Origin of the sequence: Schlesneria sphaerica (assembly GCF_044336245.1) — a bacterium.
Taxonomy (GTDB): Bacteria; Planctomycetota; Planctomycetia; order Planctomycetales; family Planctomycetaceae; genus Schlesneria; species Schlesneria sphaerica.
The window spans coordinates 3,792,841-3,805,563 of the sequence record NZ_CP172346.1 but is presented as its reverse complement, the minus strand read 5'-3'; the positions used below and the strand labels follow the sequence as shown (position 1 = coordinate 3,805,563).

General features: G+C 56.8%; 10 protein-coding genes. 3 read left to right on the top strand and 7 right to left on the bottom strand.

What is annotated here, in order from left to right:
* The first annotated feature begins 42 nt into the window (after window positions 1-42).
* Entirely contained in the window at window positions 43-1,227 is a 1,185-nt protein-coding gene (locus tag ACGY09_RS13800; RefSeq protein ID WP_397568179.1) for a hypothetical protein, read from the top strand.
* 180 nt (window positions 1,228-1,407) lie between these two features.
* On the opposite strand, the gene ACGY09_RS13795 is transcribed toward ACGY09_RS13800, so the two are convergent.
* The 4 genes from ACGY09_RS13795 to ACGY09_RS13780 all read right to left on the bottom strand — a co-directional run bounded on the left by ACGY09_RS13795 (window position 1,408) and on the right by ACGY09_RS13780 (window position 4,601).
* Window positions 1,408-1,803 carry a hypothetical protein gene (locus tag ACGY09_RS13795; protein WP_373649663.1) on the bottom strand — a complete coding sequence of 132 codons (396 nt, stop codon included), beginning with the start codon at window positions 1,801-1,803 and terminating at the stop codon, window positions 1,408-1,410.
* Window positions 1,804-2,017: 214 nt separating this feature from the next.
* Complete coding sequence (locus ACGY09_RS13790) at window positions 2,018-2,806, bottom strand: glutamine amidotransferase (RefSeq protein ID WP_397568178.1); 789 nt, start codon at window positions 2,804-2,806, stop codon at window positions 2,018-2,020.
* Window positions 2,807-2,868: 62 nt separating this feature from the next.
* Window positions 2,869-3,051, bottom strand: a complete 183-nt coding sequence (locus ACGY09_RS13785) for a hypothetical protein (RefSeq protein ID WP_397568177.1) — start codon at window positions 3,049-3,051, stop codon at window positions 2,869-2,871.
* Between the two features lie 44 nt (window positions 3,052-3,095).
* Window positions 3,096-4,601, bottom strand: coding sequence for a sodium:solute symporter (locus tag ACGY09_RS13780; protein ID WP_397568176.1), 1,506 nt, complete (start codon window positions 4,599-4,601; stop codon window positions 3,096-3,098).
* Window positions 4,602-5,126: 525 nt separating this feature from the next.
* Here ACGY09_RS13780 and ACGY09_RS13775 point away from each other — a divergent pair.
* Entirely contained in the window at window positions 5,127-8,543 is a 3,417-nt protein-coding gene (locus tag ACGY09_RS13775; protein ID WP_397568175.1) for a PD-(D/E)XK nuclease family protein, read from the top strand.
* An 11-nt stretch (window positions 8,544-8,554) separates the two neighbouring features.
* Here the strand turns inward: ACGY09_RS13775 and ACGY09_RS13770 are convergent, their stop codons facing one another.
* The 3 genes from ACGY09_RS13770 to ACGY09_RS13760 all read right to left on the bottom strand — a co-directional run bounded on the left by ACGY09_RS13770 (window position 8,555) and on the right by ACGY09_RS13760 (window position 11,465).
* On the bottom strand, window positions 8,555-8,938 hold the full coding sequence (locus ACGY09_RS13770; protein WP_397568174.1) for a hypothetical protein: 384 nt from the start codon (window positions 8,936-8,938) through the stop codon (window positions 8,555-8,557).
* A 57-nt stretch (window positions 8,939-8,995) separates the two neighbouring features.
* The gene (locus tag ACGY09_RS13765) at window positions 8,996-10,054 is read right to left on the bottom strand and encodes an AAA family ATPase (RefSeq protein WP_397568173.1); all 1,059 of its coding nucleotides are present in this window, start codon (window positions 10,052-10,054) and stop codon (window positions 8,996-8,998) included.
* A 154-nt stretch (window positions 10,055-10,208) separates the two neighbouring features.
* Window positions 10,209-11,465 carry a sorbosone dehydrogenase family protein gene (locus tag ACGY09_RS13760; RefSeq protein WP_373649669.1) on the bottom strand — a complete coding sequence of 419 codons (1,257 nt, stop codon included), beginning with the start codon at window positions 11,463-11,465 and terminating at the stop codon, window positions 10,209-10,211.
* A gap of 237 nt (window positions 11,466-11,702) precedes the next feature.
* On the opposite strand from ACGY09_RS13760, the gene ACGY09_RS13755 reads away from it, so the two are divergent.
* Window positions 11,703-12,521 (top strand): HAD family hydrolase, encoded by an 819-nt coding sequence (locus ACGY09_RS13755; protein ID WP_373649670.1) that lies wholly within the window; start codon window positions 11,703-11,705, stop codon window positions 12,519-12,521.
* Window positions 12,522-12,723: the final 202 nt, after the last annotated feature.

Sequence of the window (12,723 nt, the reverse complement as noted above, 5' to 3'; positions counted from 1 at the left end):
ATGGTAACATTGCATTTTGGCGTCCGCTACAGGGGATTTTTCATGGAACGGCCACCGGAAACGCGAACGCTTCTTCTGATTCTTCCCGTGCTGCTTGTGCTGGTTGCCTCGGCATACGGTGAGACTGATTCGGCCGCGGGACTCACTTCGTCCGTCGAATGGCTCACGGGGGCCCGCTATCGACACGAGCTCGAACAGCCCTTTTCCGGTAGCTGGACGAGTGTGGAATATCGGGCGCTGCTGAAAGATATCGGTGCAGATCGGCAAATCGCCATTGTGATCGATCGCCGCGTCGATCCTTCCGTGGAACTGCCGATCGACGTGACCACCGCTTCTTTGCGAACGGGGCTGCTCAGTATTGCCCGGCACGCTGATGCGGACGTGTCGTTCCCCGATAATGTGGTCTACATCGGTCCCCGGCAGGCTGCCAGAAAGCTAAGAACTCTGATCGAACAGAGAGAACTTGAGGTGCAATCCAGGGAGAGCGGGATTGCTCGTGGGCGACGTTCGGAATTATTGAAACATCAAACCTTCACGTCGCGGGATCTTGAGACTCCGCGTGAGGTGCTCGACCGATTTTCGCAGAGTGCCAGGATCACGGTTTCTAACGCGGATCTGATTCCTCACGACCTGTGGGCCGGGATGACGCTGCCCGATGTCTCGGTTGTTGAGGCTCTCAGCGTCGTGCTGATCCAGTTCGATCTGACCTTCGGATGGCGTGAACAGGGGGCGAGTATCGAACTGTTGCCGGTCCCGGAAACCGTTGCCGTCGAACGCAAGCATCGGTCCCGGCAGAAGCGGGACGAAGCGCTGGAGATGATTCGTTCACAACTGCCGCGTGTCGATGCACAGCTCGTCAAAACGGACATTGTTGTCAAAGGGACTGTTGAGGATCAGGAAGCGGTCGCGGGGCTGCTCCGGGGTGAACCGGTTGGCGGCTCGACTCGCATTGAAGCTCCGAAGCCGCTGCGAGAGCAGCAATTCTCGCTGGAGGCTTCCGGGGTTCCCGTGCTCGCTCTCATGAAGAAGCTCGAGGAATCGGCGGTGACCTTCGAATACGATGAAGGCGAGTTCCTTGCTGCGGGGATTGATCTTCAGCAGAAGGTCGAGATCAAAGTGAGGAAGGTCTCGGCAGACGATTTCTTCAAGCAGATCTTCGAGCCCATCGGGGTGCAATTTCAGATCGAGCAACTCACTGTGAAGCTGAAACCCAAGCCGCCGCAATAAGTGAGCATTGACTGGGGGAGGTAAGCATTGGCTTGCAGACCGGATGAATTGCCGTGAGGGGGTGAACCTCTGGTTCGATTGCCCATCGTGCCCCTGAATGTTCATGGGGCGCTACGGGGAAAACAAAAACCACAGCTCCGGTGAGGGACGCTGTGGTTATGTTGTTCGTATCAGACGGGATCAGGACTTTTCTCGCTTGGCGACCCAGTCGCGCGTCTGGGTGGACCCGTTCCGTTCGTTTTCGGTCTTGCCGGTGATGGTGTCCCCTTCGAGTTTGCCCGAGTACTTCGTGGTGAACGAGTTACCGTTTCTCATTCGGGTCACGGAGAAAGAGACGACGCCGTCTTTGAACTTGCCGTCTTCGATGTTGACTTCGTTGTTGTTACGGCCGGGCATCGATCCGGTCAGCTTGTCTCCTTCGAGCTTCAGCTTCAAAGTCACGTCACGTGACTGATTGTTCTGGGGGTTGGTGAAGGACCATTTCCAGGTACCGGTAGGATCGGCGTCCGCGGCGTTTGCCTGACCCAGAAAGCCAAAAATCGCCAGGCTGAGAATCAGTAGATCACGTCGTTGCATCTGACATTCCTTGAATGGATACACCTGTTGAATCGTCTGCCTCACTAACGGCAGACCGTCATGCGCGGGCAAGAGTTTCGTAATGATTCATTACTTTCTTACCATCGGTTGTCGAGACGCGCATTTCAAGCACTAGTCGGCGGGAACTAGGTGAAATCCAGCTGAAGTCGATGCGATGCGACAGTGTGTATCAACTGGTCAAGGTGACGATCGTTCAGCGTACCCCGACGAGCCACTCGGCCACATTCAACCAGAAGCGGTTGTAATGTTCCCAGAAGACGAAGTTACAGCCCCAGTGCGGGGCTGGATCGGAGGTGTAGGCGATCGACCGACCTTTGCCGATCTGGCCGACGGCGAGCAGCGGGTCGGTCGTGCCGGCCCAGCGGGCGATGACCTGTCCTCCCTCTTTCGGCTTGACCTGATTGTATCCCAGGATCGGTGGGAGGGATGAAAAATCAATTCCTCTCAGGATCGGGTGGTCCGCATCGAGCACTTCCGCCGTGTAGCCTTCAGTGCTCTCGACGAGGTCTTCGTAGTCGAGGCAGGTGACGGGCAGGAGTTCACGCAGCCGGCAGCGTCCCCAGCCCCCCATGCCATGGTCTCCGCTGAAGCTTTGCCAGCCCCCGAGAAACATGACGCCCATCCCCGCTTCCACAGCTTCGATCGTCAGGCGAATCCGATCTGGAAACGTCAGGATCTGTTTGCCGAAGCCTTCCCGCTTGAAGAAGGCGGGGGCCAGTTGAAAGTTTCGAGCCTCGACATCGGAAAAGATCACGGCGTCGTAGGACGCGAGGATCTCTTCGTATTCCCCCGGCTTGAGCATGTAAAAGTCCCAACCGGGGACACTGGTCACCTGGTGCTCGCCGGTCGATTCAATCGCTTCTTTAAGCCACTTGCCATAGTTAAAGATTTCTGTCCCTTTCACGGAGTGGTGAAAAGGAGATTCGGCGTAGACCGGCCCCAGTTGAATGGCCCAGTCGCCCACGTAGTAAATCTTTGCCATGACGGTGTCGTTCCGAAAGCGTGTCTTGTCTGGATGAGTCAGAGAGGGGCGACTGCGGCGAGTTACTGCTCGTTTCCGGTGACCGGAGCTTCCGGCGCATCGGGGTTGAAGTCACCGCCGCTGAGTTTCTTCAGCATGTGCTGAATATCAAACACCCCTTTGTAAGCAACGAACAAAGTGATCGTGCTGTACCAGACGAGGGTAGCGATGGCCAGCAGACTCCAGAACCAGCGATATGTTTCCATGAATGTGCTTTCATCCAGGTTGATGAGCAAGCGAGGCGGCGACATCAGTTCTGTGCAGCGGGACGGGGCTTCAGCAGCGAGAAGAGAACCATGGACACTGCGGAAAGCGCGAAGGCAGAAATTTTGGCCCGGTCCTGCGTGAATCCGTAAGAATCATGCAAAGTCGTAGCCCCGCCGGGAATTGTCTTCTCCAAGACCAGATAACCGATGGGGAATACGGCACCGACGACAATCGCGGCCGCCGCGCCCCAGTTATTGGCCCCTTTCCAGTAACAGCAGGCGATCAGCAGCACTGACATGCTGGAAAGATAAACTGTTCCAGTAGTGGTCAGATAATCCCACAGGCCCCCTTCGAGTTTATAAAAGAGACCGTAGAAGAACAGAAATACCCCGATTGCGGCGACGATCATACGGTTAATCAGCAGACCTGTTGCTTCGGACGTTTTGTTTCGACGGAACGGGGCGAGGATGTCGTTATAGATGACTGCCGCCCAGGTAATCATGTAGGACGAGTCGGTCGACATATCTGCTGCCAGCATGGCCGCCACCAGCAATCCCATGAGACCGATCGGAACGAACGTGCTGAGGTAAATGGGCATCGCCTGCAACGTGGCGTTGGAGGGATCGGTTGCCCGCGACGCAAGAATGTCAGGGCTGAGCATCGCGAGTGCTGCGATCCCCCAGATACCGGGGATCAGAAAGCGGCAGACGAAGAAGAAGCTGGTGCCGATGTAGACCTTCTGTCCCGTCCACGTATCCTTTGCCGCCAGCAGTCTGGCAATTGTCGTTTGCCAGGTCAGCGTGGCTGCAATCTGAACAAACGCCTGAGCCAGCACATATTCAAAGCCGAGTTTGGGATGGATGAAAGGATTAAAGCCCCCTGCTCCGTGTGTCTGTTGCACGGTGTCAATAATCTTTGTCCAGCCGACATTCCACAGAATCAGGTAAGTCACCGCCAGCAGGCCAAGACTCATCACAATGAATTGCAGGAAGTCGGTCACCAGTACAGAGAGCATTCCTCCCAGAATGGTGTAGATCGCCACCATCAGCAGAAGTGCCGTCATTGAGATGACGAGATACTTCTCGTTCAACCCGCTGACAAGGACCAGGAACTCTCCGCCAACTCGCAGGAAGACCCCCATGTTCAGCAGGCCACCCAACACAATCACGACGCCGGAAAGCCAGCGGATGAAGGGTCCATAACGAACTTCGAATAATTCGGGGATCGTCATCACACCAGAGTCGCGCAGCGGCTTGACGCAGAATCCGGTGACACCAATTACCAGCATGGCGAGTGCCTGCAGGATTCCGGGCGTGGACCCTGCAAAGCCGTACTCATACCCCGACTGGGCTGTGTACATGCAGGTCACAATGCCGAACTCTGTGGCCGCCAGTGATGCGATCCCCAGATAGAGGTTCATTTCCCGGCCCGCAACCAGAAAGTGTTCTACCTTGCCGACATATTTCCGGACCATCAATCCGGCCGCCATCGTGACGACCAGATAGAGTCCGACAATGCTGCCATCCACCAACCAGGAAAAGTTAGTCACGTCGAATCCGTTGAAAAGAAAACAACTGAAATAACGAACTGTGGACGGATCGGAACCCGTGAGAACAGGACCAATCTTATAGCGCGCTCATTCGACTTTCGCCATCTTCAGAAGCGTCTCAATCCCCGGACCTGCGTCCTTCCGCAACCGCCTGGCAATCGTGAATCGTTCTGTTCGGATTCGGGTGTTATCTCCCGTGCCGGTGACGGGCTGGCCCGCCGCCACTTGAATGTCGCACTGATTGGAACAGGTCAATCAACAGGACATGACCTCCATGGACCTGTCGCGAGTTGATCGCGTCGATTGCGTTCGAATCACACGCAATGACTGGACGCACTGCACAGGCTCACGATGAATCTTGCCGGAGGTCTGATCGCCGATGGATGTGAGTGAACCGCATTCTGCAGAGGTCACCGGTGTCCGGACAGGGACAACAACTCGATCGAGCGACTCTCTCGCGACGATCTGGCTCGCGACGATACGCGTGTACTGGTTCCGTCGGCAGTGGGCATTTAGAATGCCGGTATGACTCAATTCACTATCATCGCGGGTTGCGCTGGAGCGGGGAAGACCGAGAGGCTGCTGAAGACTTATGGGGCCGCTCTGGAGCGGGCCCGGTCTGAGGGGCGGTTCGGGACCTGCTTGTGGCTTTCGCCGACGCAGCGAATTCAGAAATCGATCGTTCGGCAAGTTGTCGCCCGCCAGGGTGCGGTTTGCTTCTCACCGAATATTCTGACGTTCGATCAGTTCGCACGAAAGATTCTGGAATCGGAAGGCGTGCCGGACTCGCCGATCTCGCCGGTGATGAAGCGGCTCTTGATCCGCCGGATTGCCAGTGGCTTGCAGGATCAGGGCGAACTACGCTACTTCCGCCCGATCGCCGGGACGACCGGTTTTCTGGATATCGTTTCCAACTTCATCAGCGAACTGAAACGGGAAGAAATCTGGCCTGAGGAATTTGTCGCGGCCTGCCGGAAACGGAAATCCAGTTTCGCGCGTCGCGATCTGGAAATTGGACTGATTTACTCCCGCTATCAGGAACAACTTGCACAGCAGAACTGGTACGACAACGAAGGCCGCTTCTGGCTGGCTCGGAATGCGTTGGATCGGGGAGCTCGGGGTGAGTTTGCGAATGTCGGACAGGTGGTCGTCGACGGCTTCGCAGACTTCACGCAGACGCAGTATGAGATCCTGGGAATCCTGTCGAGGTGGATCGATCAGATCATTGTCGCCCTACCCGTCGAACCAACGACAACTCGTCCAAACCTGTTCTCTAAACCCTCTGCGGCAATCCAGCGGATCCGCGAGCAACTCGACGCCCAGGCGAAGTTTCAACTGGAATGGCTGGCTGCTTCAGCAGCCACAGCGGGCACAGTTGGTTCTGAGGTGGGTGCTGCTGATGCAGGAACAGGTCGACTGCAGCGGGCAAAATCGGTTCAAGTCATTGCTGACCGACTGTTCTCGAACCCCCGATTCCTCCAGCCTTCATCTGAAGCGGACGGGCTGGAGATCATCGCGGCGACGGGACCTGCATCGGAATGGGAAGGGGTTGCACACCGGATTAAGGCATTGCTCAGGTCCGGTCGTGAGGAATCGGGAACTGTCATCGATCACGGGGCCAATCCCGGTTCTGTCCAGCCGCAGGACATCGTGATCGGCCTGCGCACCATTACCGACGACGGCCCTCGACTGAGGGACTTCCTTCGGTCGGCAGGGCTTCCCGTCTGGTGTGAGACCGAAGTCCCGTTCACGGCAAGCCCGATGGTCCGCGCCGTCTCCTCGTTGCTTCAGTTAGAACTGGAAGACTGGCCTTACGAACGCCTGTTGTCGGTTTTGGATTCGAGTTTCTTTCAGCCGAACTGGCCTGAGCTGGCCTCGAACCGGGGTGTCCGCGTTGTCGCTGCTGTACTGCGTCAACTGCAGCTTGGTGGAGGACGCGAGACCATCCTGCGCGTGGTGGGACGAGCAGCCGGCGAACCCGCGTCCGACCCGGTTGCCGAAGAGCGCAGTGCCACTGCAGCGGCTCGCGTGGCTCTTCCCCTGCTGACGCGACTGTCACGAAGTCTCGACCAGTTACGGCGCTCGCACACACTTGCCGATTGGGCGGACGTCTTGGCGTCCATCGGTGAAGACCTCGGTTGGACGCGTCGTCACCTCAATGCAGATGACGCGCTTGCGGTGAGCGAATCGCGCGACTGGGACTTGCTCCAGCGGATCCTGCGAACGGCCGCCGAAGCCGATCAGAAGTTGTCAGAGGGAGGACGCGCTCGGTCGATGAAACTTCCTGAGTTCTGCGCGGAAATGAGTGACTTGCTCAGCCATGAGACGTTGAAGGCGGAAATCGAGCCGGGGGGGAGTATCCGGATCCTGGGAATGGAACAGATCCGAAATCTCGATATCCCGCACCTGTTCCTCCTGGGAATGACGGAGAACAGCTTCCCCATGAGTCGCAGCGACGACTGTCTTTTCAGCGAAGCAGAACGTCGCGAATTCAACGAACATGGCGTGATCCTGCGGCACCGGTCGAGTCATCAGGCGGACGAGATGTTCCTGTTCTACAGCGTTGTGACGCGAGCGCGAAAAAGCCTGACGCTGAGTTACCCGGCAGTCAATCTGAAGGGACAACCGGTCTTTTCGAGTCCCTATGTGACGGCGCTCACGACGTTGTTCACGAAAGGGGCGTTTGTCGAAACGTATGAAGGACAGCTGAATCCTGTACCCACCGTCGATCGAGCATTGACTCCGACCGATGTCCGACTGGCGGCGATGGTGCAGGCCCACACAGGGCATCCCGAGCTGTTCCGCGCCGTGCTGGAGTGGGAACCTTTGCGGAAGACCGCATTTAACAGTCTCGCGGCCTGCGATGTGGCCCATCACCGATTCCATCAGCACGGATTCACTCCGTACGAGGGGCGACTGGAGCTTCCCCAAAACCAGGCGCTGCTGCAGCACCGATTCGGGTCGCGACATCAATTCAGTGCAACGGAACTCGAAGCCTACGCGAAATGCCCTTTCCAGTTCTGGCTCTCGACCGTGCTGCGAATCGCGCCGGTCGATTCACCAGAGGAAGGGACCGATTTTGCGGCACGGGGTACCTTGCTCCACGATGTCCTGGCGGAATTGCTGAAAGAAGGATTCGCCGAAGATCGCGATGCCTTGCGCAGCCGATTCCACGAGCTGGTCAGCACACAACTCGATCGACGTATTCCCGATACGGAATTGCAACGGGCTTTGATTGAGGTCGAACGGCTGATTCTGTTGCGGTGGGGAGACGCGTTCGCGGAACAGCACACCAGCTATGCGGAACAGATTGGCAACGTGTTTCGCCGGATTGAATCGCTGCCTCCGGAAATTCCGTTCGGCCGGTTGCCCGATGCCCCTGTCTCAGACGATCAGTCGAACCCTGAAATCCGGTTCGGCAATGAAGAGACTGGCGTCAAGGTACGGGGCCGGATTGACCGAGTCGATTGCGGAACAATCGAAGGGCAGAACGCATTTTTGGTGATCGACTACAAGACCGGACAACGCCCCAGTCTGAAACGAGAAGATATGATCTCGGGGCGCTCGATCCAGCTTGCACTTTATCTGATCGCGGTCAGACGTCTGGGGCTGGTTGCACCGGACGCGGTCCCATTCCAGATGGGATACTGGGCACTCAAGGAAACGGGCTATAAACCGGGCCTCACGAAGAAACTCAAGAATTTCGCACCGCTGGAAGAGGCTGTCGTGAAGTCGCTGGATGTCCTGCTGGACGATCTCTTACCTCGGCTGGCAGAGGGAATCCGCTCAGGAAACTTCATCGTTGAAAACAATGACGATAACTGCACCGGGCACTGCCAGTACCGGACTGTCTGCCGCGTGAACCAGCTTCGTCCACTCGCTGAAGCGCTGGGGAAGCGATCGCCCGCGCCGGTCGATCCATGTCCCATCGCTGACGAATAGCTCGGGCGGTATCAAACGCCGTCGAGAAGTCCCGGATAGACCCGGAGATTGAAGATCATCACAAAGATGCTGACCCCAAGCATCAGGCAACTCGTCAAAGAGTTTGGCATTACCTGGTCAGTACAGCGGCAATAAACAGGGATTGTGACCACCGCAAGTACCGCGACGATTGGCCCCAGCAGTGTTGAGAACAGCACGACCAACGAAAGGAACTCGCAAAGCTCCTTGGTGAAGAACGCATTGAGTCCCAGACGGAAGAACGCGCTCGCAATGATGTTAACGCCACAATAGACCAGTTGAATCCGAATCAACCTGCCGTCAATCGCATTAAATGCAGCGGGCGACGGTTCCCCGTTCTTGATTACTTCTTCAAAAGGAGTCCGTGTCTTAAGCACTTCGTCGCTAATCCTGAAGCTTGAGCGGTCTGACCCGTGCTCGCAGTGACCGCTCCATTATGTTGTCTTAAAGACTTTCGGTAACAGCCGATCGACCGACCCGTCAGGGGGGATCAGTTCAGCCAGTTTTTTAACGATGTCGTCGGGGCGGATTCCCTCGGCCTCGGCGTTGAAGTTGGTCAAAATGCGATGACGCAGCACCGGGGCGGCGACCTTCTGTACGTCTTCAACACTGACGTAAGGACGTCCATGCAGAATCGCGCGGGCCTTGGCTCCCAGGATCAGGTACTGGCTCGCTCGCGGGCCGGCTCCCCAGCTCACGTATTGCTTCACAAAGTCAGGCTGGCCCGATCCGACACGCGTCAGGCGGGCGAACTGCATGGCATAGCGAATGACGGAATCGGCGACGGGAACTCGCCGCACCAGGGCTTGAAGGTTAAGCCACTCGTCGTACGACAGCACCTTTTCGACCGTAGCATGACTGGCGACGGTTGTCTGCCGGACGATCTCGAATTCTTCCTCTTCGGTGGGATAGTCCACGAGGATTTCGAACATGAAGCGGTCGAGCTGGGCTTCAGGGAGGGGATATGTCCCTTCCTGTTCGATGGGATTCTGCGTGGCCAGTACGAAGAACGGATCGGGCAGCTTGTGGCGTTTGCCTCCGGCTGTGACCTGATGTTCCTGCATGGCCTCCAGCAGAGCGGCTTGTGTTTTCGGTGGCGTTCGGTTGATTTCGTCCGCCAGCAGGACATTGGCAAACACGGGACCCGGAATGAACTTGAATTCACGTCCCCCTGTCGCTTTATCTTCCTGAATGACCTCAGTTCCGGTGATGTCCGCAGGCATCAGGTCAGGGGTAAACTGAATGCGGTTAAAGGATAGATTCAGAGTCTCGGACAGCGTTTTGACCATCAAGGTTTTGGCGAGCCCCGGGACGCCGACCAATAGCGCATGCCCCCCCGCCAGCATGGCGATCAGTAACTCTTCGACGACTCCGCGCTGACCGACGATGACTCGCCCTAACTGGTCGACGATCTGTCGGTACGCCACACCCAGTCGCTCGACGGCTGCAAGGTCCCCGTCGTGTGGTGGAAGATCCGAGGCTGGTTGTGTCACGCGTGAAACTCCGGACAGGAATCGCTGATTACAAAGGCCCACTGAACGACATCAATCATCTTCGCGGGAAACGCCATTGTCGATATCAAAGAGCAGCACCGCCCGAAACGAGCGGCGCTGCTTTCAGTACGCCATTTTTTCTGACGATGCCAGGTCATTTCGCAGACTTGAACGTGTAGATGCCACGTCCTGTCGGGCTGACGATGTTGAAGTAGGCTTCTCCCGCTTCGTCTTCCCCGAAGCTGATGACGGGGAGTGCCGCGCCCTGATATTGAATCGCGCGATTGGCGACAACCGCCTTCTTTGCTTCGTCGTATTTCAAGGCCCAGATTCGTCCCGTCACATAGTCGGCGTACAGGTAGTGACCAGCCAGTTCGGGAACTTTCTTGCCACGATAGACGTGTCCACCCGTGATCGACTTGCCGATATCATGGTGATATTCGTAAATCGGATCGATCAGACCCGGACCGGCACTGGTACTGTTCGGGGCGAACTCGTGCTTGGCCTCACGCAGATTCCAGCCATAGTTGCCCCCTTTCGTAATCAGGTTGATTTCTTCCCACAGGTTCTGTCCGACGTCTGCCGCCCAGAAGGCACCGGTCTGGCGATCAAACGACATCCGCCAGACGTTCCGCAACCCGTAGGCATAGATTTCCGGCAAGGCGATCGGCTGCTTGTTGGCGAGTTTGCCGATGAAAGGGTTGTCTTTGGGGATCGCGTAGTTCAGCCCGGGATCCTTGTGATCGACGTCAATTCGCAGGATCTTGCCCAGCAGCGTCTGCAGATTCTGGCCGTTTCCATGTGGATCGTTGCCAGCACCGCCGTCGCCAATGGCGATGTAAAGGAAACCGTCGGGACCGAAGCAGATCGTGCCCCCTTTGTGGTTCCAGTAAGGATGCTTCACGACCAGCAGCTGTTCTTCGCTGTCGGGATCAGCCTTGTTGGGATCGTCTTTGGAGACCTTGAAGCGGGAAACGACGGTGGTATGAGGAGATTCCTGCGTCGTGTAATAGACGAAGAATTCGCCATTGGATTTGTACTTGGGGTGGAAGGCCATCCCCAGGAAGCCTTCTTCGTTTTCTTTATCGATGTAGACAACCTTCTTGGACATATCCAGGAAGACGGTCGTCTCTTTTGAGTCGGGCTTGAAGACGTGAATGATCCCCTGCTGCTGCGGAACGAAGATCCGATTGGATCCGTCGCCAGCGTGCGTCAGCAGGATGGGGCGCAGCGGGCTAGCCAGGCCATCGTCGTTTTCGGGCTGCCAGCCAGTCCACTTGAGGTCACTAAAGGCGACGACGGGTTCGACTTTGAGAGGAGATTCATCAATCTGGGCGTGCAAGTTACCGAGCAGACACGCTTGAATCATTGCGGCAAACAACATGACGCGATTCACAAGGATGCATTTCACGGTGAAGAGATTCCTGCGAGAGTGAACTGCGAACGAAGCACCATCCGGGTTGGATGCCTCTGGAGATTCATTGAGATAACATCAGAACTGTCGGAAACGCAACCGTATTGGGAAAGTTGTATCCTTCCTGCCACACTGTCAAAGTCCCCCTCGACTTTGACTCTGCTGGTGTTCGCACGCTAAACCATCCGTTTCGCAACGTCCCCCTGCCATCCTATTTCTGGACATGCCACCCGAATGCCCGAATTTATCCGTCCGCTTCAGAATCATCGTACTCCGCGAATTGCCGTCATCGACTTTGACGGGACTTTAAGCCTGATTCGATCGGGGTGGGTTGAGATCATGGTCGACCTGATGTTTGCTAAGCTCAGGCCGCTGACTCCTGCCTCGGAATCCGACGCCGATTTGACGGCGTTCATCAGCAACTTCGTTCTGAACCTGAATGGCCGGCCGACAATCTATCAGATGGACTTCTTCGTCAAGACGCTCAAGGAGCGGGGTGGCGACGCGGAATCGCCCGAGTACTACACCCAGCAGTTCCTCGACGCGCTGATCCATAAAGCGGAACAGCGGATGGCGATGCTCGAGGCGGGGGAATGTTCGGCCGATGACCTGCTGGTCCCCGGCGCCCGAGCGTTTCTCGATGACCTTCGCGCACGTGGCGTGCAAATGACGCTCGCCAGCGGTACTGCCGTGGTGAATGTCCGTCACGAAGCAAAGGTTCTGGGAATCGATCACTACTTCGAAGGCCGCATCTACGGTCCCGGGGCCGATTCGCGTGATTTCTCTAAACTGGCAGTGATGAAGCAGGTTCTCGCCGATTCAGGCTCGCATGGTTCGGAACTGCTCGGCCTGGGCGACGGCTTCGTCGAAATCGAAAATGTGAAGGAACTCGGTGGAGTCGCAATCGGCTGTGCGACCGACGAGACTCACCGCAGTGGGCAGGTCGAAGACTGGAAGCGGACTCGACTGATCCAGGCGGGTGCCGACATCATCGTCCCCGACTACCGAAACTGGCACCACCTGACAGAGGTCTTGTTTCCCGCGTCGGCGTGATCGAGGCTATCAACCGTCGCACGCATGCGTCGTCGCCAGGCAGGAGATTCTCAGCAAGTCAGACCCCGGTCGCATTGTCGTCTGACTTTCTGCCGCCTGGCGTGTGGTTCGTGAAGTCTGTCACCCCAAAGTCGACGAAACATCCGGGCCAGTTCTTGTACCAAGGTACAGGAACCGGGCCTTGATGATGTTTATTTTACGT

Coding starts and splice junctions, on each gene's coding strand:
- ACGY09_RS13790 (WP_397568178.1), bottom strand. CDS start 2,806: ATGGCAAAGATTTACTACGTGGGCGACTGGGCCATTCAACTGGGGCCG.
- ACGY09_RS13785 (WP_397568177.1), bottom strand. CDS start 3,051: ATGGAAACATATCGCTGGTTCTGGAGTCTGCTGGCCATCGCTACCCTC.
- ACGY09_RS13775 (WP_397568175.1), top strand. CDS start 5,127: ATGACTCAATTCACTATCATCGCGGGTTGCGCTGGAGCGGGGAAGACC.
- ACGY09_RS13795 (WP_373649663.1), bottom strand. CDS start 1,803: ATGCAACGACGTGATCTACTGATTCTCAGCCTGGCGATTTTTGGCTTT.
- ACGY09_RS13755 (WP_373649670.1), top strand. CDS start 11,703: ATGCCCGAATTTATCCGTCCGCTTCAGAATCATCGTACTCCGCGAATT.
- ACGY09_RS13800 (WP_397568179.1), top strand. CDS start 43: ATGGAACGGCCACCGGAAACGCGAACGCTTCTTCTGATTCTTCCCGTG.